Raw genomic sequence first — 19,235 nt, 5'->3', positions numbered from 1 at the left:
CGGCTGAGTTCGAGAGCAAAACCAAAGCGTTCGGATGAACTTGCAAATCAACTCCAAAACATCGATGGTGTCTCGTTGGCTGGGCGAGTGGGTAAAATGCCTCCAACGTGTAACTCGATTCGGAGGAATTCGCATGCCTTATTACTATGGATACGGCTTTGGCATCGACCCGCTGTACCTGCTGGTTGTTCTTGTCTGCACGGTGATCGGTCTTGCCGCACAGAACTATATCAACTCGACGTACAAAACCTGGTCCAAGGTTCGCTCGGACGGCGACACGGGCGCCACGGTCGCTCGCCGCATGCTCGACGCCAACGGCTGCAACGCCGTGGGTATCAAGGGCGTCGCTGGTGAGCTCACCGATCATTACAACCCGCAGGACAACAACCTGTATCTCTCGGATGCCAACCGTTCGGGCGGGTCGGTCGCAAGCGTTGCCGTTGCCTGCCACGAGGCGGGCCATGCCGCCCAGCGTCAAAGCGGTTATGCCATGATGAAGGTTCGCACCGCCCTCGTGCCGGTCGTCAACTTTACCCAGAACACCTGGACCATCGTGTTGCTCTTGGGCCTATTTATGAACATTGCCGGGCTCACGGCCCTCGCGCTGATCTTCTTCTCGTTTAGCGTGCTGTTCCAACTGGTTACGCTGCCGGTCGAGATTGATGCTAGTCGGCGCGCCGTGGCGTATATTGAGCAGTCGGGTATGAGCTCCAAGCAGGTCAACGGTGCCAAGAAGGTGCTGACGGCCGCCGCGCTTACCTATGTGGCTGCGGCGCTCACCTCGATTATTCAGCTGCTCTATCTTATGGCTCGCTACAACAGAAACTCCAACCGATAACAAATTGGGTCGCTGGGCGCCGCGGGGATTCGTGTCCCCGCGGCGCTGTACTATGTGTTGGACTTGAATTTGCGCAGGGCCGAAGCCCTTGTGCACGATGACGAAAGGAGGCTGCGTGGCAGGCTGGAATCTGACCGGCAATACCGTTTCCGCCGAGTTCGACGGTTCGGACGATCAGGAGCGCAAGGAGCTCAGCGTGAACCAAGCGGTGGAGATCGCCGCCGGCGCGCTCGACGCCATTCCGCAGCTGAGCGTTTTGGGTGAGGTCACGGGTTTTCGTGGTCCCAATGCCCGAAGCGGCCACTGCTACTTCCAGATTAAAGACGACTCGGCCGCCGTCGACTGCATCATCTGGAAGGGCGCCTATCTCAAGCGTACCTTCGATCTGCGTGACGGCATGCAGGTGAGCTTTAAGGGCAGCTTCAACCTCTATAAGGCCACAGGCCGCATGAGCTTTGTCGCTCGCTCGTTTTCGCTGGCGGGGGAGGGTCTGCTGCGTCAACAAGTGGCGCAACTGGCCGAAAAGCTACGCCGCGAGGGCCTGATGGACGAAGCGCGCAAGCGCCGCATCCCGGTGTTTTGCTCCCGCGTGGCGGTCGTCACCTCGCTTTCCGGTGCGGTAATCGACGACGTCAAGCGTACATTGCGTCGGCGCAATCCGCTCGTCGAGCTTGTCTGCGTGGGCGCCAAGGTTCAAGGCGAGGGTGCGCCGGCCGAGCTTATCGAGGGCCTGCGCCGTGCCGCCGCCATCACGCCGGCGCCCGACTGCATCTTGCTGGTGCGCGGCGGCGGCTCCTTCGAGGACCTCATGACCTTCAACGACGAGGAGCTTGCCCGTGCAGTGGCTGCCTGTCCCGTGCCCGTGGTGACCGGTATCGGCCATGAGCCCGATACCTCGATTTGCGACATGGTGAGCGACCGCCGCGCCTCCACGCCCACGGCGGCGGCAGAATCGGTGGCGCCGGCTATGACGGAGTTGGCCGATGTGCTCGAGGCGCGCCATCAGCGTCTGGGTGCCGCGATGGCATCGATGATTGGGTCGGCCCAGGTCGACCTGGAGATGCTCGATCAGCGCGGTCGCCGTGCCTGGGATACCTATACGGCTCGCCTGGGCGATGCGCTCGATGCGGCTGCGTGCCGCCCGTGCCTCAACGACCCCACATTTATGGTCGAGCGTCGCGAATCGGAGCTTGCGCTGACCGCCGATCGCCTGTCGGGCGCCATAGTACGCTCGGTCGGGACATTTCGCTCCAACTTTGAGCGCTTGCCCGAGCGTCTGGTTGCAAGCACCTCGGGGCTCGATGGCAAGCGCCATGCGCTCACGCTCGCGAGCTCTCGCCTGGAGCATCAGGGGCGCACGATGCTCAACAAGCCAGCGTCCGACCTGGGCCGTACGGCAGCCTCGCTCGATGCCCTGTCGCCGCTCAAGGTGCTTGCCCGCGGCTATTCCATCGCGTACAGCGTTGACGGCGTGGCTATGAGCGCCAAGACCTTTAAGCCGGGCGACGCCATTCGCGTACGCATGGCAGACGGCAACGTGGCAGCAACGGTCGATACGGTCGAGTAGGCTGCGTTTCATAGCGATAAACCTTTAGGAAAGGAAACAGATATGGCAGAGAAAACCCCGGTCGAGCAGCTTACGTACAAGCAGGCTTCGCAGGAGTTGGAGCTCATCATCCGCAGCCTGGAGTCGGGCGATATGGAGCTCGAGGAGTCGCTCGAGAGCTATACCCGCGGCGTAGAGCTCCTCAAGAGCCTGCGTACTCGCTTGTCCGATGCCGAGCAGAAGGTCTCGGTGCTCCTTAAGGACGTCGACGGCAACGACGTGCTCGCCGACGGCGAGGCCGCCAACACGGACGACAACCTCTCGTTCTAACCACCCCGACCAAATATAATTACCTTGGTCTGCGAGAAAGGAACCAACCATGTGTGATTGCATCTTCTGCAAAATTGCCAACCACGAGATCCCCTCGACCGTCGTTTACGAGGACGATCAAGTCATCGCCTTCGACGACCTCAACCCCCAGGCGCCGGTCCACACTCTCGTGATTCCCAAGAAGCACTACAGCGATATCGCCGATAATGTGCCTGCCGAGACCATGGGCGCCATGGCTCACGCCATCCAGGAGGTCGCTAAGGCCAAGGGCTTGGAGGACGGTTTCCGCGTCATCTCCAACAAGGGCGTCAACGCCGGTCAGACCGTCATGCATTTCCATATGCACGTCCTCGGCGGCAAGAACTTGGGTGAGAACCTCATCTGAGGGCGCGTAGGCCGTCGACTTGGCTGCCTTTGGAGTAATCTATGCAGCTTTCTCAACTCGAATACCTTCAAGCGGTAGCGAACTATGGCGGCGTGCGCAAAGCAGCTCGCGCCGTTCATGTGAGTCCGCAGGCCGTTTCGTCGGCAATCAAAAAGTTGGAATCTGAGTATCAGATCGTTTTGCTCAACCGATCGGCGGGGGAGGCTGTTTTGTCTCCGGCGGGCAGAGAATTTGCGCGTCGTGCACGCGTGATCCTGGCACAAGTCGACGATCTCAAAAAGTACGCTCAATCGAGGGACGACGGCGTCTCGCCCGACGGCCACTTTCGTCTTTACGCCCCCTGCCTTCATGGGCGGGGGCGCCTTTTTGCCGAAAACTGGTATGACTCGTTTGAAAGCTCGCACCCTCAGATTCACCTCGATGTGTGGCATCAGCCAACGGCTACATGCTTTGAATCAATTATACTTGGCATTTCGGACGCGGCTATCTCGTTTGAGGAACCACGGGACAGCGTCCTTTCTTCAAAATATATGGGTGAAAAGGAGCTCAGGGTTCTTTCATGCCCAGCTGGTCATCAATCTGTGGGTGCTATGACCGTTCGTGAGTTACTGGGCGGCAGGCTCGCTGTTCCCATTAATTTGTCACCCTGTCTCAATGCAATCAATCAATGTCCCGAAGCTCAGCTGGTTAATTTCCGCTTTCGCGATGTCGAATACGGAAACAGGGCGCAGGCTGAGTTTCTTCAAGCCGGGGGATTGATATTGAGTTTTTCTGGCTCTTCTCTCGCATCGGATGGATCGGAAGTGAGCGAGTGCTCCATTGAAGCCTCACATGACGTAGCCTTGCCCATCTACTTTTGCTATCGACAAAATGCCTGGACCGATCGACACCAGACGGTATTTCTTCACCTATTGCGTCATCTCGCTTCGTGAGGCCATTTGGCCTCGTGTCGTCAAGTGAATGTTGACGCCCTGCAACACATAGCTGACAGCTTTGCCCTCATGCTTTTCCAAGATTTCGATTTAGATTGCTGACTCTTGGAGGGCGGAGCATGAAAAACCGTACGGTTTTGCTTTATATGACGTTCGTTTTTCTGTCGAACTTCAGCACTATTTTGTATTTTCTGACGGTTTACCTTGAATTCGTCGGATTCTCGATAGTGGCGATTTCTAGCATGATGATTGCATATCAAGTGAGCAAGTTCATCCTCGAAGTTCCCACTGGCTATATTGCTGATAGGTTTGGACGAAAGGCAAGCGGTCTCGTTGGCGTCGTGGGGATGCTTGGATACTACGCCGCCCTGCTTCTCGTCCGTTCCCCTCTGCTTTTAATCGGTGCGTTCGCTCTCAAAGGTTTTGCCGTTGCATGTCTGAGCGGATCCATAGAAGCGATTTACATTGACAGCGTCTCTCAGGACCAGCTCGTAAGACTTAATGTCGTTGAGCGATTTGTTTTCTATGCCTCTTATGCCATCTCCGCTTGCGTGGGCGGTTTCATTTCGTCTGTCGGTGCATATCTCATTGGTCTTTCGGCAGATATCATCGCAATGGTGTTGACGTTGGTTGTCGTTGTCTGCATTCCTGAGATGCGAAGAGGGGGCACTGCGGGGGCACCTGAGCGTGGAATTAGCCCGAAGATGATCGGTGCCGCTATTGCGTGTAATGGCATTCTTCGTTCAGCGTTCATCATGGACTGTTCTCAGGCATTTGCTTTTGTCGCCCTGGAAGACTTTTTCTCACTGCTGCTTGCGGGCCGCGGAATGAATTCCGTCGCTTCGGGTGTGACCATTGCGGTCCAGCTCCTTGCCTCGGCCTCCATGGGGCTTATTGTGCCCAGTGTGATTGCTCATGTCGACAAGGGCCGTTTTGCGCGTATTTGCGGCATCATTCGCTTAGTCTTGACAGCTTTGTTTTTGATCCCCCTTACTCCGGCTAATTTGCTGCCCGTGTTCTATGTGCTGCAGACAGTTGCGTACTCGTTGTTTGCCCCAATCAAATACTCAGTTTTCCAAAATGCTGCCGACTCATCGATGCGCTGTTCACTGATTTCGGTTCAAAGCCAGATGGTGGCGGTGGGTGCCGTTCTTTTCTATCTGCTCAACTCTGTGCTGAGTAGCGTTGCGGGCATTCGAGTCGTATTGCTTGTTGCGCTCGGGATTTCTTCCCTGGTGTATATCCCCGCGCTATTTCGTCTTACAAGTCAAAGGCCATGAGTATTTAGGCACCGATAACTTATATATCAACGCAATAAACCCGAGCGCGAGGGCGTTTGGGTTTATTATTGAAGTGTATGTAACCTGGCGGCGCCACACCGCCTGTTAGTAGGGAGACACATGAACGTTCTGGTCGTCAACGCAGGATCTTCGACCCTTAAGTATCAGGTCATCGATACCAAGTCCCACAAGGTGTCCGCAAAGGGCTCCTGCGAGCGCGTCTGCTTTACCGGCGGTACCTTCACCCATGCTGCCAACGGCTCCAAGAAGGTGACCGAGAACATCGAGTTCCCCGACCACAAGGTCGCCATCGAGGCTGTCCTGAAGGACCTCGAGGCCAACGGCGTCAAGATCGAGGGCATCGGTCACCGCATCGTTCAGGGCGGTTGGTACTTTGGCGATTCCTCCCTCGTCGACGAGGACGTTCTCGCCAAGATTCGCGAGGTCGCCCCGCTAGCGCCGCTGCACAACAACCCCGAGGCCAACGTTATCGAGTACTGCCTGGAGCAGTATCCCGACCTGCCCAACGTTACGGTCTACGACACCGCTTTCCACTTCAACATGCCCGAGGTCGCCAAGACTTACGCCCTTCCCAAGGATGTTTGCGACAAGCTGCACATCCGTAAGTACGGCGCCCACGGCACCAGCTACCGCTACATCTCCAAGAAGGTCGCCGAGATGACCAACGGCGAGGCCCGCAAGGTCGTCGTGTGCCACATCGGCTCCGGTGCCTCCCTGTGCGCCATCGAGGACGGCAAGTGCATGGACACCACCATGGGCCTCACCCCGCTCGACGGCGTCATGATGGGCACCCGCTGCGGCTCCATCGACCCGGCTACCGTGTGCTACCTGCAGCGCGAGGGCGGCTACACCTTCGACGAGGTCGACGAGATGATGAACAAGAAGTCCGGCCTTTTGGCTGTGACCGGCGGCAAGACCAACGACTGCCGCAATGTCGAGGAGCTCGCCGCTGCTGGTGACCCTGAGGCTCAGCTCGCCTTCGATATGTTCGTCTACAAGATTGCCGCCAAGGCTGCCGAGATGGCCACTTCCATGTGCGGCATGGACACGCTGGTCTTCACCGCCGGCATCGGTGAGCACGCTCCGGCCGTTCGCGCCGGCGTTGCCGACCGTCTGGCCTTTATGGGCGTCAAGATGGACCATGCCCGTAACGCCCTGCGTGGCGACGGCGCTTGGTGCCTGTCTGCCAAGGATTCCAAGGTCAAGATCTTCGTCATTCCCACGGACGAGGAGTTCATGATCGCTTCTGACGTCGAGCGCATCGTCAACGGCAAGTAATTGCAAGAGGGGAGGGGCTGGACGACCGAGCGCCGTTCGGCCCCTCTTTTGTGCTCGTTGGGCGATATGCTTGATAGCTATTTATCAAGTTGTGATAACTTCTTATTAAAATGCGGCCGCCTTAAGGGGTCTGCGTCGACCGTATTGCACTGCAAAGGAGTCTCATGAACGTACTTGTTGTCAACGCCGGCAGCTCAAGCCTTAAATATCAGCTTTTGGATACCGTTACCCGCGAGGTTTTCGCCAAGGGCAACTGCGAACGTATCGGTTCGGACATGGGCATCTTTGGCCACTCCGAGAACGGTGGCGCCAAGCAGACCGAGGAGGTCCCTTTCCCCGATCATCGCTCTGCTATCGCTCGTGTGCTCGAGGAGCTCGAGAAGACCGACTTTACGATTGATGGCATTGGGCATCGCATCGTTCAGGGCGGCTGGCACTTCGATGATTCCGCGGTCGTCGACGACGAGGTCATGGCCAAGATTCTCGAGGTGGCACCGCTTGCTCCGCTGCACAACTACGGCGAGGCCGCGGCGATTGAGTATTGCCGTGAGAAGTATCCGGAGCTGCCCAACGTGGCGGTCTTCGACACCTCGTTCCACATGACCATGCCCGAGGTCGCCTATACCTACGCGCTGCCCAAGGACGTGTGCGACAAGTACCACGTGCGCAAGTACGGCGCCCACGGCACGAGCCACCGCTATGAGTGGATGATGGCCAAGGAGATCCTGGGTTCGCGCTGCCACCGTCTGCTTTCGTGCCATTTGGGTAACGGTGCTTCGCTTGCTGCTATCGAGGACGGCGTGTGCCGCGACACCACGATGGGCCTCACGCCGCTTGACGGTCTGATGATGGGTACCCGCTGCGGTTCCATTGACCCGGCTACCGTATGCTACCTGCAGCGCGAGGGCGGTTACAGCTACCGGGAAGTCGACGACATGATGAACAAGCAGTCCGGCCTGCTTGCCATTTCGGGTATCTCCAACGACGCCCGCGACATCCGCACGCGCGCCTCCGAGGGCGATGAGCGCTGCCTGCTTGCCTTCGATATGTTCGCCTATAAGGCCATGCAGCAGGCCGGTTCCATGATCGCTTCCATGGCGGGCGTGGACACCATTACCTTTACCGCCGGCATCGGCGAGAACGACTGGTCGATCCGCAAGGCCTTCTGCGACTGCTTTGAGTGGTTGGGCGTGCGCATCGACAACAACAAGAACCGCGAGGCCGTGGGCAACGGCCCACAGGTCATCAGCGCCGCCGGCTCTTCCGTCACGGTTATGGTCATCCCCACCGACGAGGAATACATGATCGCCCACGACGTCGAGCGCCTGACCAAGAACAACTAACGCGCGCATTTGCAAGTAAACGAAAGGCCTCCAGAGCAACAGCTCCGGAGGCCTTTTTACTAGCAGGTGGACGGCGGAAACCCCATCCCATTTCGAGCGCAAATACTGGGACACGCTTTCCGGTTGAGGCACGTTGCGGAAAGTGCGACCCACAATAAAGCAAAATTCCGTCCCAAAGTTTCCCAAACAGGCCCCAAGCGGAAGCCACATCCCACAATCTGCCTCCAAACTGGGATGTAGTTTCCGGCACAACAACCGCCGAAGCCCACCGGCCTTTCAATCTCCAAAGTGATCATCATCAGCAACGCCTGCGCTCCCAGCAACGGCACCCATCCATTCAGATTTTCAGCTCCAGCTCGTAGCCAAGCCGCCGTCCACCCCGGATTCTCTGATTGCTACGTGGCGGCAGGGACCCTACAGGGTAAAGCTCTGAAAATATTCCGCAGGACGCATGAAACCCCCGCCGCACGAAGTGCGCAGCGGGGGTTTCATGCATGTCCGAGGACGTTTTCAGAGCTTTACCCTGTAGGGTCCCGAGGGGATATGTCCGCTACTCAGCCATCTGGGCCTGGACGGCGGTGATGGCCACGACACCCACGATGTCGTCGGCAGAGCAGCCGCGCGAAAGGTCGTTAATCGGCTTGGCGATGCCCTGCAGGATGGGGCCGTAGGCGTCGGCGCCGGCGAAGCGCTGGACCAGCTTGTAGCCGATGTTGCCGGCCTCGAGGTCGGGGAACACGAGCACGTTGGCCTTACCGGCAACGGAGGAACCAGGAGCCTTGAGCTGGGCGACGGTGGGAACGATGGCGGCGTCGAGCTGCAGGTCGCCATCGATGGCGAGCTCGGGAGCCTTCTCCTTGCAGAACTTCACGGCCTCTTGGACCTTCTTGGCGACCTCGCCGCCGGCGGAGCCCATGGTGGAGTAGGAGAGCATGGCCACGTGCGGCTCAACGTTGCCCATGAAGGTGGACCAGGAGTGAGCGGAGGCGATGGCGATCTCAGAGAGCTCGTCGGAGGACGGGTTGATGTTGAGGCCGCAGTCGGCGAAGATCAGCGTGCCGTCGGTGCCGAACTGCGGGGTGTCGGTGCACATCACGAAGAAGGCCGAGACCAGCTTGGTGCCCGGGGCGGTCTTGAGGATCTGAAGCGCAGGGCGCAGGGTGTCGGCGGTGGAGTGGCAGGCGCCGGAGACCAGGCCGTCGGCGTCGCCCATCTTGACCATCATGGTGCCAAAGTAGGTGGCATCCATCACCTGGGCGCGAGCCTGCTCGATGGTAACGCCCTTCTTGGCGCGGAGCTCGGCAAACTTCTGCGCGTACTCCTCGTGCTTCTCGGCATTACGCGGGTCGATGACGGTAGCGCCGGGAACGTTGATCTCGTCGGGGTTGCCCAGGATGACGATCTTTGCCAGGCCCTCCTCGATGATCTTGGTGGCCGCGACGATGGTGCGCGGATCCTCGCCCTCGGGCAGGACGATTGTCTTAAGGTCGGCCTTGGCGGCAGACTTCATACGGTTTAGGAAATCGCTCATGTTACTCCTTACAAGCGTTTCGCTAAGCTCCAGGCGCCCGGCTGTTCACGAATAAACCCGCTGCTAGCGGGTTTACCTTTCAATTATGTACGCCGCGGTGCTTGAGCTTTCCTTGTGTGGCAAGCTCATTATAGGACGCATTAGCGCTATAATCGCTCTGATAAATATGTCTCGAAGAATGTTCGAGAAAAGCCCAGCTAACGAGCCCGTGGCTTTTGACAAGGAGTATCGATGCAGATTACCTCAGGCCTGCCTGAAGGCTTTAACGCCGGCGTATACGACATGATTGTCGTCGGTGCTGGATATGCCGGTGCCGTTTGCGCCCGTCGTCTCGCCGAGACTATCGGCTATCGCGTTGCCGTTCTGGAACGCCGTAGCCACATTGCGGGTAACGCCTACGACTGCGCTGATGAGGCCGGAATCCTGGTCCACGAGTATGGTCCGCACATCTACCATACCTTTAATGAGCGCGTCCACAATTTCCTGTCGCGCTTTACCAAGTGGACGGACTACCAGCACAAGGTGCTCGCCAACATCAACGGCACCCTTATGCCTGTGCCCTTTAACCACGCGAGCCTCAAGCTTGCCTTTGGCGATGAGCGCGGCGAGGAGCTGTATCAGAAGCTCGTGGAGACCTTTGGCAAGGACGTCAAGGTGCCCATCATGGAGCTGCGCAAGAAGAACGACCCGGATCTTGCCGAGGTCGCCGATTACGTCTACGAGAACGTCTTTTTGCATTACACCATGAAGCAGTGGGGTCAGACGCCCGACCAGATCGATCCCTCGATCACCGGCCGCGTTCCCGTCTTTGTGGGCGACGATGACCGCTACTTCCCGCAGGCTCCCTTCCAGGGCATGCCGCAGGACGGCTATACCGCGCTGTTCGAGCGCATGCTCGACCACGATCTGATTGATGTGTTCTGCGACGTGGACGCCCGCGACCTCTTCGAGATCGACGAGACCACCGTCAAGATCGACGGTAAGGTCTATGGCGGCGAGATCGTCTACACCGGTCCGCTTGACGAGCTGTTCAACCTCGACCTGGGCGCTCTGCCGTACCGTACGCTCGACATGAAGTTCGAGACGCTCGATATGGACCAGTTCCAGCCCGTGGGCACCGTCAACTACACCACGAGCGAGGACTACACGCGCATTACCGAGTTCAAGAACATGACCGGTCAGATCCTGCCCGGCAAGACCACCATCATGAAGGAGTACTCCAAGGCCTATACGCCCGGCTCGGGCGAGACGCCGTACTACGCCATTCTTGAGCCCGAGAACCGTGAGCTCTATGAGCGCTATCTTGAGCGCGTCCAGAACCTGACGAACTTCCACCCGGTGGGTCGTCTGGCCGAGTATCGTTACTACGATATGGACGCCGTGACCAATTCCGCCCTCGATCTTTCGGATGAGATTATCGCCTGCCATGCATAAAGTCATAACATTCGGTATTCCCTCGTATAACGCCGCCAAGGACATGGACCATTGCATCACCTCCATCTTGGAGGGGAGCAATTACGCCACCGATATCGAGATTATCGTGGTGGACGACGGCTCCAAGGACGAGACGGCCGATAAGGCCGATGAGTGGGAGGCACGTTATCCCGGTATCATTCGCGCGGTACACCAGGAGAACGGTGGCCACGGTATTGCCGTCCTTTCGGGTCTGCGCGAGGCACAGGGCACCTACTACAAGGTTGTCGACTCGGATGACTGGCTCGACGCTGCGGCTCTTTCGACCATGCTGTCGATTCTGCGTGGCTTTGAAGAGCGCGATCAGCGCGTTGACCTGTTTATCTCGAACTACGTGTACGAGAAGGTTTACGAGGGCACGCATACCGCTATTGGCTACACATTTGCCCTGCCGCGCAAAAAGATCTTTTCCTGGGATCAGATCGGTCATTTCCGCCTGGACCAGAACCTACTCATGCACAGCCTGTGCTATCGCACGGATGTGCTGCGCGAGTCCAACCTTCCCATGCCGCCGCACACGTTCTATGTGGACAACATCTACGCCTACGTGCCGCTGCCGCGTTGCAAGACCATGTACTACGCCGACATCGACCTCTATCGCTACTTTATCGGTCGCGAGGGCCAGAGTGTCAACGAGGCCACGATGGTCAAGCGTCTGGACCAGCAGTTCCGTGTGACGCGCATCATGATGGAGTCGTACCACCTGTACAGCGATGTTGAGTCGTCGCGTCTGCGCTCGTACATGATGGGCTATTTCACCATGATGATGGCGATCTGCTCGGTGCTCACCAAGCTTTCCGAGGAAGATTGCGCCGACGAGCGCCTAAAGACGCTGTGGAATGATTTGAAGGCCTACGACGAGCGCATGTATCGTCGTGCCCGCTACGGCGTGGTCGGGTTCTTCACCAATCTGCGCGGACGGGCCGGAGACAAAACCACACTCGGCCTATACCGTCTTGCCTCAAAGATCTTCAAATTCAACTAGCTGCCGAGTAATCGCTGCTGATAGGTTGACTGGGCCCCTTGGCCTTTAGTTTGCTACTGCGAACAGTCCTGCTCGCACGGAAAGCACATTAAGTGCTTTCCGGCTCGTGCGGAACTTGTATCAAACTAAAGGCCAAGGGGCCTCTGCTATAAGAATCGATTGTCAGGTTATTTGAATTTGAAGATCTTCGACGCGCGGTACACAGGGGCCTGGGCTGAAAAAATATTAGTTGGTAGTCGGTCTGAGGCGGGCGGGCATTACGTTTGTCGCGAGTTCCGCATGCAAAGAAGGCCACTTAATGTGGCCTTCGTCTTGCATAGGACTGTAGAGCAGCAAACGTAATGCCCGCCCGCCTCCGACCGACGGTCGAGTGAGATTACTTCGCAGCACCTGGGATTCCGTGGGAGGTTTTGGCGGTTTTGGCTCCGTTTGCGATGGCAGTTTCCAGGGCCCTTACTGCGAGCATGCCCAGCAGGTCTAGGGGAACGGCGGCGCTTGCCTGGGCGCCCAGTTTGCCGCTGGCGAGGGTGTAGATGGTGTCGCCGTCGTTGGTGGTGTGTGTGGGGCGGATGGCGTGTGCGTAGGCGTCTGCGGCCATCTGGGAGACCTTGGTGGCTTGTGCCTTAGTGAGTTCCACGTTGGTGACGATGCAGCTGATGGTGGTGTTGGTGCGGTCGAGCGGCATCTGCATGGATCCGGCGGCGGCAAAGGCTGCGAGTTCCATGTCGACGATCTGGTCGCTATCGGCTGCGGCGCGCATGCCGGAGACCCACTCGCCGGTGAAGGGGTCGACAACGTTGCCGCAGGCGTTGACCGAGACCACGGCGCCCACCTTGATGGGGCCGAGTGCCACGGCGGCAGCTCCAAGGCCGGCCTTCATGCAGGTGGCAGGCCCCATGAGCTTACCCACGGTAGCGCCCGTGCCGGCGCCTACGTTGCCCTGTTCGAGCTTGGTGGGGGTGTGGTCGAGTGCTTCGCGCACGGCGGCGATGCCGGCCTCAATGTCGGGGCGCACGGTGGGGTTACCAAAGGCAAGGTCGAAGATACAGCTGGAGCACACGATAGGCACCTGCGTGGGGCCGACGGGAAGGCCGATGCCGCGGCTCTCAAGCTCGCGAGCGACGCCGCTTGCAGCTTCGAGGCCAAAGGCCGATCCGCCCGAAAGGCAGACGGCGTGGACCTTGTCGACGGTGTTCTCGGGTCGTAGCAGGTCGGTCTCGCGCGAAGCGGGAGCGCCACCGCGTACGTCAACGCCGCCGGTGGCGCCCTCGGGTGCCACGATTACGGTGCAACCGGTGCCGGCCTCCTCGTCCGTATAGTTGCCATAGCAAAAGCCATCGACATCGCAGACGTCAATGGCCTCGAGCAGTGTATCCATGTTTAACTCCTATCGGTTTTCCGCCGCGCCTTGTGCCCGGTCGGGATCCGTACGGTACGCCAAAATTGTAGGCGCTGGGGAATACCCAGCGCCAGATGCAATTACGAGAGTTTTTGAATCGCGCGCGCGACGCGGGCGATGGGTAGGCCCACTACGTTATAGAAGTCGCCCGAAATATCGTGCACGAGCATGCGGCCGCCTGTGCCCTGGATGCCGTAGGCGCCTGCCTTATCCATGGGCTCACCCGAGGCAACGTAGTGCTCGATCTGCTCGTCGGTGAGCTCGTAGAACGTCACGTCGGTCACATCGACAAACGACAGGCTCTCGGCGGCATGCGGGGCGGCCGTATCGCCTGCCTTAACGATGCAGACGCCGGTTGCGACCTGGTGCGTGCGGCCCGAAAGCTCACGGAGCATGGTGCGCGCCTCGTCCTCGGTTGCCGGCTTGCCCAAAATCTTGCCGTCGAAGGTGACGATGGTGTCGGCCGCGACGGTCAACTCATTGGGCTCGGCATACTCGGCAGCAACGGCAGCCGCCTTGGCGCGTGCCAAGCGCTCGACAAGCGTGAGCGGGGGCTCGCCATCAAAGGGCGTTTCGTCGATATCCGCGGGAATCACGCGAATGTTGTAGCCTGCCTCGCGCATCAGCTCTATGCGGCGCGGCGATTGGGAAGCCAAAATCATAGTTGGATGCCCTCGGCGACCTTCTCGACGGCCTTGTCGCCGGCGAGCGTGCGCAGCAGCTCCAATGCAAAGGGGAGTGACTGTGCCATGCCGCTGGCAGTGATGATGTTGCCGTCTTGCGTGACCTTCTCGCCAGTATAGGCGCCTTCGGGGAAGCTTTTCTCAAAGCCAGGGAAGCACGTGGCGTGGCGCCCCTCGAGTAGGTCGAGCTCGCCCAGGATAAACGGGGCGGCGCAGATGGCGGCGACGTGCTTGGTCGCGGCGAACTCGCAGACCACGTCGCAGACACGCTGATCGGCGCGCAGGTTGGTGGCACCGGGCAGGCCGCCGGGCAGCACGACGCAGTCGTACTCGTCAAAGTTGATCTCATCAAAGAGCGCATCGCAGGTCACGGGGATCTGCAGCGAGCTTACGACCTCACGCGTGGGCATAATCGAGACGAGCGTGGCACGCACGCCGCCGCGACGCATGACATCGACCATGGTCAAGCATTCAATAGTTTCAAAGCCATCGGCGGCGAGAACGGCAACGCTGGGCATGAGGGTTCCTTTCATAGGCGGCATACAATTAGCCGTCTTATACCCCGAAGACCTCCGCTTGCCACGCTCGATTTCCCAATGATTTTTCTGAGCAATGATTAAGTGGCTAGTTGCGCCTAAGGTGGACGACGGTCTCGCAGTGGAAGGTTTGTGGGAACAGGTCGACTGGCGTGATCTTTACGGGGGAGAAGGTGCCTTCTTCGACAAAGCGTTTGAGATCGCGCGCCAGGGTGGCCGGGTCGCAGCTCACGTAGGCGACATCGTGGGCACTCGTGCTGGCGATAAGGTCGATCGCTTCGGGGGCGAGGCCTGCGCGCGGCGGGTCGACCACCAAGACGTCGGCATCCTGGTCGGGGAACTCGCGCACCGCGTCTCCGCCAATGACGTCGACGTTATCAAGCTTGTTGATCTCCAGGTTACGGCGCAGGTCGCGCACGGCGGGGCCGTAGGCCTCGACGGCGGCGACAAAGTCGCAGCGGCGGGCGAGCGGCAGGGTAAAGGTGCCGGCACCGCAGTACAGGTCCACGGCAAGCTCGTCTTCCTGCGGATCGAGCGTTTCCATGACAAGCTCGATCAAAATCTCGGCACCCTTGGTGTTGACCTGGAAAAAAGACGGGGCAGACAAGCGCATCTGACCCTCGGCGATATTCTCGGTCCATGAGCCCTCTCCGGCGAGCATTTCGACCTTGGAAACACGGCGGGCCTTCTTTTCGCCCTTGCTCATCACGCGTACGACACTTGTGGGGTGCGCGGCGTCTGCCAACACGCGCGAGACTTGCGAGCGCGGGAAAGAGCCCGTAGGCGTCCAGAGCGCCACCTCGAGTGCCTTGGTGCGACGCGAGGCGCGAATGCCCACGCGCTCAAGGCCCAGGTCGTGGCTGCCGCTCAGATAATTGAGCGCGCCGACGACCGATTTGAGTGCCTTGGGGAAGCGTTTGTCGAACAACGGGCACGAATCGACGGTCACGATCTTGCGAGGATCGACACCGTGCATGCCAAGACGCACGCGGCCGTTTACAACGGTCGGCTCGAGTTCGATTTTATTGCGGTAGCCCCAATCATCCTTGGTGTGGCGGATGGGTTGCACCAGTTCATCGACTTGATCGGGGCTGAACTTGCCGATACGCTCGAGCGTGGAGCGCAGATTTTGCTCCTTGGCGGCGAGCTGTGCCGTGCGTGAGAGATTGCCCCACGAGCAGCCGCCGCAGATGCCCACGAAGGGGCAGGGAGACTGAATGCGATCGGGGCTTGGCTCCAGAATCTCGGTGGTGCGGGCACGCATGAACGACTTGCCGTCCTGTACGACCTCGGCCTCGACGGTGTCGCCTGCCACGGCGCCCTGCACAAAGACGGCCTTGCCGTTGTCGGCGTGCGCCAGCCCGTCGGCGCCGTAGGTCATCGATTCTATAGTGAGCTTCATATTCCTGCCTGTCATTCGCGTTGTTGTTCGCACCATGGTAGCAGGGAAAAGCGCCCCGCATCCGAGGCTTTCCTCAAATGCGGGGCGCTTCTACAAACTGCTTCTACAAACGACTATTTCGTCTTGCCGGTAATGAGCGTCTTAAGACCCAGGCCGATCAGACCCAGGCCCATGCGCACGCGGCCGGGGCGATGGCGCTCGATGGCCTTGGTCTTGCCGGCGGGCTTATCGCGACGGGCGCTCGTCTCGGGTGCGGGCTTGATGACCTGCGGATCGGGCTGAGGTGCAGGTGCAGGCTCGGGCTCAATGACGGTCGCCTGGACCTCTTGGACCTTGGGTGTGGCCGGCTGCGGCTCAGGAGCAGGGGCGGGCTTTGCCTCGGCGGCGGGCTCCGGAGTCGCAGTAGCGGGCTCGGGCGCTTTCTCCACGGCGGGCTCTGCGGCAGCCTCGGGCTCATTCACCGGGGGAGCTGCAACCGCTTCCGGTTTGGCAGCTGCCCCGTGTTCAACATCGGCCTGAATGGCCTCCTCGGCCACACGTTCCTTCTCCTGTGCGCGCTGCTGCGCGGCGGCCTCGGCGTTGCGATAGGCACGCTCCAGCAGGGCTTCCTGCGAGTTGAAGGGTTTCTCACCCTCTGCACGCTCCACGGGGACCCAGGTGCCGTCGCTCGTGAGGCTGCGGGCCTTCACGTTGTCGCGCAGCTGCATGCCCATGTACTCGTGCACTAGGGCGCGGCAGGTGGGGTCGAGCACGGGGAAGGCAATCTCCACGCGGTGCTCGGTGTTGCGCGTCATCATGTCTGCCGAGCTCAGGTAAATCATGTCCGAGTCCACGCCGAAAGCATAGACGCGCGCGTGCTCCAAAAAGCGTCCGACGATGGAGCGGACATGCACGTTCTCGGTCTTGCCCGGAACACCGGGCTTGAGGCACGAGATGCCGCGGATGATCATGTCTACGCGCACGCCGGCACACGATGCCTCGGCGATCTTGTCGATAACCTCGCGGTCGGTCAGCGAGTTGAGCTTAAAGAACACGCGGGCGGGCTCGCCGGCAAGGGCGCGCTGGATCTCGCGGTCAAGCCCGCGCATGATGAGCGGTTTCAGTCCGACGGGCGCCACACCCAGGAAGCGGTAGTCGCCGCGCAGGTTGCCCAGCGACAGATTGCGGAAGAACAGGTTGGCGTCCTCGCCGATGCCGGGATGGGCTGTCATGAGCATAAAGTCGCTGTAGAGTTTGGCCGTCTTCTCGTTAAAGTTGCCGGTGCCCAAAAGCGTGAGGCGCGTTAGCGCCATGCCCTCGCGATAGGTGAGCTGGCAGATCTTTGAGTGGCATTTAAAGCCCTCGGAACCATAGATGACGGTGCAGCCGGCCTCTTCCAGGCGCTCGGCCCACTCGATGTTGTTCTGCTCGTCAAAGCGGGCACGAAGTTCCATGAGCACCGTGACCTCTTTGCCGTTCTCGGCAGCATCGATCAGCGACTCGCACAGGCGGCTCTGCTTGGCCACGCGGTAGAGCGTGATGCGCAGCGAGATGCACTCGGGGTCGTAGGCGGCCTCGTGCACCAGATCCAGGAAGGGGTTCATGGCCTCGTAGGGATAAAAGAGCAGCTTGTCGTGCTGCAGCACCTGCTCGCGGATGGAGCGGGTCATGTCGATGGTGGGATTGGGCTGCGGCCTAAACGGCGTAAAGAGCAGCTCGTTGCGCAGGTGCTCGGGAATCTTGCCCTCAATGCCAAAGACGTAGCCCAGGTCGAGCGGGATATCGCAGGTAAAGACAGAGCGGCGCGAAAGCTCGAGCGCCTTGCGGATGGTCTTGAGCGTTGCCTTCTCGAGCGACCCCGAGACCGCGAGCACTACCGGCTGCAGACGCAGGCGCTTCTTGAGGATGCGCTTCATGTGCTGGCGGTAGTCCTCTTCCTCTTCGACGCCCTCGCCGTCCGGATCGATGTCGGCGTTGCGGGTGACGCGGATCAGCGCACGATCCAGCGGCTTATAGGAGCCAAAGCAGCTGTCCAGGCAGGCGAGGATGACGTCCTCGAGCAAGATGTAGGAGTAGGTGCCGGTGGGCGAGGGGATCTCGACCACGCGGTTCATCGAGGCGGGAATCTCGATAAGGCCCAGCAGGCTCTCCTCGTCGGTGGCGCCGTCCAGACCACAGGCCAGATAGAGCGCGCCATTGCGTAGGTTGGGGAAGGGGTGGCGAGGATCGATGACCAGCGGCGAGATGACCGGCGACACGTAGGCCTGGAAGTAGCGGGTTACAAAGGTGCGCTCCTCGGGCGTAAGCGAATCGATGCGGGCGCGGTGAACGCCCAAGGTGTCGAGCTTGCCCTCGATGCTCTTAAAGATGGACTCCCAACGGGTAAGGAGCCCGGGCATTTCGGCCATGACAGCATCGACCTGTTCGGAGGCGGTCATATTGCTCTTGTTGTCGACAGGTTGCTTTTTGAGCTCTGCCAGATCGGACAGGCCGCCCACGCGCACCATGAGAAACTCGTCGAGGTTAGACTCGAAAATCGACACGAACTTTAGACGCTCGAACAGCGGAACGGTCTCATCGAAGGCTTCGTCAAGCACACGGTTGTCAAAGCGTAGCCAGCTGAGCTCTCGGTTCTGCGTGTACGAGAAGTCGCGAGGCGGTTTGCGCAGCTTTGCGGCGGCTTGCTTTTTTTCGATTTTGCTCGGCATATGCATCTGTCCGTTCAGTCCCCGCAGGGGACGGTAGCCTAACCCTATTCACTATTGTCTCAATTTAGTCGACTTGTGGCACGGACGTATTGTGCGAACGGTATCTTTACCTACTTCTTACGCTGACAAGGCATGCAACTAACTGTCCAACTCGTTTGGAAACAATCTATATCCATACTCAACTGGTGAGGATGTATGAATAAGAATGATTGCGAGCTGAATATAATCGAATCCAAATTGAATCATGGACAAACGACATATATATGCAGAAAACCGTTTTAGCTATGCAATTCCTAAACATGAAAATATTTGTGCAATCTAGCTTAATTCCTTAGAAAAAAGAACATTTACCTTTGAAAACCTGCTTTAGAGAACCGAAGTGCATCATGGGAGAATCATATGCGATATACCGTTCATCGCACTTTGCTGACCGTTCGGGGGCGAGGTGGAATTGCAGGTGGTTTTTGGATATAACTAGAGCTGTCAGCAAGCAGCGTCCCATACAGAGGGGCGCTGATACATTCGGCCAGTAAGGCCCGAAAGAAAGGTAGGAGGCCATGACGAAAGGTCTGCACGTGCCTTCCGA

Annotated in this window: 16 protein-coding genes; 10 read left to right on the top strand and 6 right to left on the bottom strand. The window is 59.2% G+C overall.

What is annotated here, in order from left to right; all coding sequences use genetic code 11:
- The first annotated feature begins 133 nt into the window (after positions 1-133).
- The 8 genes from DWZ01_RS10230 to DWZ01_RS10195 all read left to right on the top strand — a co-directional run bounded on the left by DWZ01_RS10230 (position 134) and on the right by DWZ01_RS10195 (position 7,953).
- The gene (locus DWZ01_RS10230) at positions 134-838 is read left to right on the top strand and encodes a zinc metallopeptidase (protein ID WP_117759022.1); all 705 of its coding nucleotides are present in this window, start codon (positions 134-136) and stop codon (positions 836-838) included.
- Positions 839-953: 115 nt separating this feature from the next.
- Positions 954-2,405, top strand: a complete 1,452-nt coding sequence (gene xseA / locus DWZ01_RS10225; RefSeq protein ID WP_369832496.1) for an exodeoxyribonuclease VII large subunit — start codon at positions 954-956, stop codon at positions 2,403-2,405.
- A gap of 42 nt (positions 2,406-2,447) precedes the next feature.
- Positions 2,448-2,714, top strand: coding sequence for an exodeoxyribonuclease VII small subunit (xseB, locus tag DWZ01_RS10220; protein WP_006234311.1), 267 nt, complete (start codon positions 2,448-2,450; stop codon positions 2,712-2,714).
- A 49-nt stretch (positions 2,715-2,763) separates the two neighbouring features.
- Positions 2,764-3,099, top strand: coding sequence for a histidine triad nucleotide-binding protein (locus tag DWZ01_RS10215; protein ID WP_035137921.1), 336 nt, complete (start codon positions 2,764-2,766; stop codon positions 3,097-3,099).
- A gap of 41 nt (positions 3,100-3,140) precedes the next feature.
- A complete protein-coding gene (locus tag DWZ01_RS10210; protein WP_117848916.1) occupies positions 3,141-4,031 on the top strand; it encodes a LysR family transcriptional regulator in 891 nt (296 codons plus the stop codon).
- 119 nt (positions 4,032-4,150) lie between these two features.
- A complete protein-coding gene (locus DWZ01_RS10205; protein ID WP_117770120.1) occupies positions 4,151-5,311 on the top strand; it encodes an MFS transporter in 1,161 nt (386 codons plus the stop codon).
- A 120-nt stretch (positions 5,312-5,431) separates the two neighbouring features.
- Positions 5,432-6,610 carry an acetate/propionate family kinase gene (locus DWZ01_RS10200; RefSeq protein WP_117770119.1) on the top strand — a complete coding sequence of 393 codons (1,179 nt, stop codon included), beginning with the start codon at positions 5,432-5,434 and terminating at the stop codon, positions 6,608-6,610.
- Between the two features lie 164 nt (positions 6,611-6,774).
- A complete protein-coding gene (locus DWZ01_RS10195) occupies positions 6,775-7,953 on the top strand; it encodes an acetate/propionate family kinase (RefSeq protein ID WP_117770118.1) in 1,179 nt (392 codons plus the stop codon).
- A 550-nt stretch (positions 7,954-8,503) separates the two neighbouring features.
- On the opposite strand, the gene pta is transcribed toward DWZ01_RS10195, so the two are convergent.
- Entirely contained in the window at positions 8,504-9,484 is a 981-nt protein-coding gene (pta, locus tag DWZ01_RS10190; RefSeq protein WP_117848914.1) for a phosphate acetyltransferase, read from the bottom strand.
- Positions 9,485-9,715: 231 nt separating this feature from the next.
- Between pta and glf the strand changes: the two genes are divergently transcribed.
- Positions 9,716-10,918: a UDP-galactopyranose mutase gene (gene glf, locus DWZ01_RS10185; protein ID WP_117770117.1), complete on the top strand. Its 1,203-nt coding sequence runs from the start codon at positions 9,716-9,718 to the stop codon at positions 10,916-10,918.
- Positions 10,911-11,942 (top strand): glycosyltransferase family 2 protein, encoded by a 1,032-nt coding sequence (locus DWZ01_RS10180; protein ID WP_117848912.1) that lies wholly within the window; start codon positions 10,911-10,913, stop codon positions 11,940-11,942. The genes glf and DWZ01_RS10180 overlap by 8 nt, the downstream gene beginning before the upstream one ends.
- Before the next feature lie 376 nt (positions 11,943-12,318).
- On the opposite strand, the gene DWZ01_RS10175 is transcribed toward DWZ01_RS10180, so the two are convergent.
- From DWZ01_RS10175 to ppk1, 5 genes are all read right to left on the bottom strand, one after another.
- Positions 12,319-13,320: a P1 family peptidase gene (locus DWZ01_RS10175; RefSeq protein ID WP_117770116.1), complete on the bottom strand. Its 1,002-nt coding sequence runs from the start codon at positions 13,318-13,320 to the stop codon at positions 12,319-12,321.
- Positions 13,321-13,421: 101 nt separating this feature from the next.
- A complete protein-coding gene (locus DWZ01_RS10170; protein ID WP_117770115.1) occupies positions 13,422-14,003 on the bottom strand; it encodes a nucleoside triphosphate pyrophosphatase in 582 nt (193 codons plus the stop codon).
- Positions 14,000-14,542 carry a DJ-1 family glyoxalase III gene (locus DWZ01_RS10165; protein ID WP_055287259.1) on the bottom strand — a complete coding sequence of 181 codons (543 nt, stop codon included), beginning with the start codon at positions 14,540-14,542 and terminating at the stop codon, positions 14,000-14,002. Before DWZ01_RS10165 ends, DWZ01_RS10170 begins: the two co-directional genes overlap by 4 nt.
- Before the next feature lie 106 nt (positions 14,543-14,648).
- Positions 14,649-15,977, bottom strand: a complete 1,329-nt coding sequence (gene rlmD, locus DWZ01_RS10160) for a 23S rRNA (uracil(1939)-C(5))-methyltransferase RlmD (RefSeq protein WP_117770114.1) — start codon at positions 15,975-15,977, stop codon at positions 14,649-14,651.
- Positions 15,978-16,075: 98 nt separating this feature from the next.
- A complete protein-coding gene (ppk1, locus tag DWZ01_RS10155; protein ID WP_233504633.1) occupies positions 16,076-18,649 on the bottom strand; it encodes a polyphosphate kinase 1 in 2,574 nt (857 codons plus the stop codon).
- Positions 18,650-19,235: the final 586 nt, after the last annotated feature.

Origin of the sequence: Collinsella sp. AF28-5AC (assembly GCF_003457875.1) — a bacterium.
Lineage (GTDB): Bacteria > Actinomycetota > Coriobacteriia > Coriobacteriales > Coriobacteriaceae > Collinsella.
This window is presented reverse-complemented; position numbering and strand designations above follow the sequence as displayed.

Excerpts from the sequence above, each read along its gene's own strand:
- ppk1 (WP_233504633.1), bottom strand. The coding sequence starts at position 18,649 with ATGCCGAGCAAAATCGAAAAAAAGCAAGCCGCCGCAAAGCTGCGCAAA.
- DWZ01_RS10230 (WP_117759022.1), top strand. The coding sequence starts at position 134 with ATGCCTTATTACTATGGATACGGCTTTGGCATCGACCCGCTGTACCTG.
- DWZ01_RS10210 (WP_117848916.1), top strand. The coding sequence starts at position 3,141 with ATGCAGCTTTCTCAACTCGAATACCTTCAAGCGGTAGCGAACTATGGC.
- DWZ01_RS10165 (WP_055287259.1), bottom strand. The coding sequence starts at position 14,542 with ATGCCCAGCGTTGCCGTTCTCGCCGCCGATGGCTTTGAAACTATTGAA.
- DWZ01_RS10180 (WP_117848912.1), top strand. The coding sequence starts at position 10,911 with ATGCATAAAGTCATAACATTCGGTATTCCCTCGTATAACGCCGCCAAG.
- rlmD (WP_117770114.1), bottom strand. The coding sequence starts at position 15,977 with ATGACAGGCAGGAATATGAAGCTCACTATAGAATCGATGACCTACGGC.
- DWZ01_RS10215 (WP_035137921.1), top strand. The coding sequence starts at position 2,764 with ATGTGTGATTGCATCTTCTGCAAAATTGCCAACCACGAGATCCCCTCG.
- DWZ01_RS10175 (WP_117770116.1), bottom strand. The coding sequence starts at position 13,320 with ATGGATACACTGCTCGAGGCCATTGACGTCTGCGATGTCGATGGCTTT.
- xseB (WP_006234311.1), top strand. The coding sequence starts at position 2,448 with ATGGCAGAGAAAACCCCGGTCGAGCAGCTTACGTACAAGCAGGCTTCG.
- DWZ01_RS10195 (WP_117770118.1), top strand. The coding sequence starts at position 6,775 with ATGAACGTACTTGTTGTCAACGCCGGCAGCTCAAGCCTTAAATATCAG.
- DWZ01_RS10200 (WP_117770119.1), top strand. The coding sequence starts at position 5,432 with ATGAACGTTCTGGTCGTCAACGCAGGATCTTCGACCCTTAAGTATCAG.
- glf (WP_117770117.1), top strand. The coding sequence starts at position 9,716 with ATGCAGATTACCTCAGGCCTGCCTGAAGGCTTTAACGCCGGCGTATAC.
- DWZ01_RS10170 (WP_117770115.1), bottom strand. The coding sequence starts at position 14,003 with ATGATTTTGGCTTCCCAATCGCCGCGCCGCATAGAGCTGATGCGCGAG.
- DWZ01_RS10205 (WP_117770120.1), top strand. The coding sequence starts at position 4,151 with ATGAAAAACCGTACGGTTTTGCTTTATATGACGTTCGTTTTTCTGTCG.
- pta (WP_117848914.1), bottom strand. The coding sequence starts at position 9,484 with ATGAGCGATTTCCTAAACCGTATGAAGTCTGCCGCCAAGGCCGACCTT.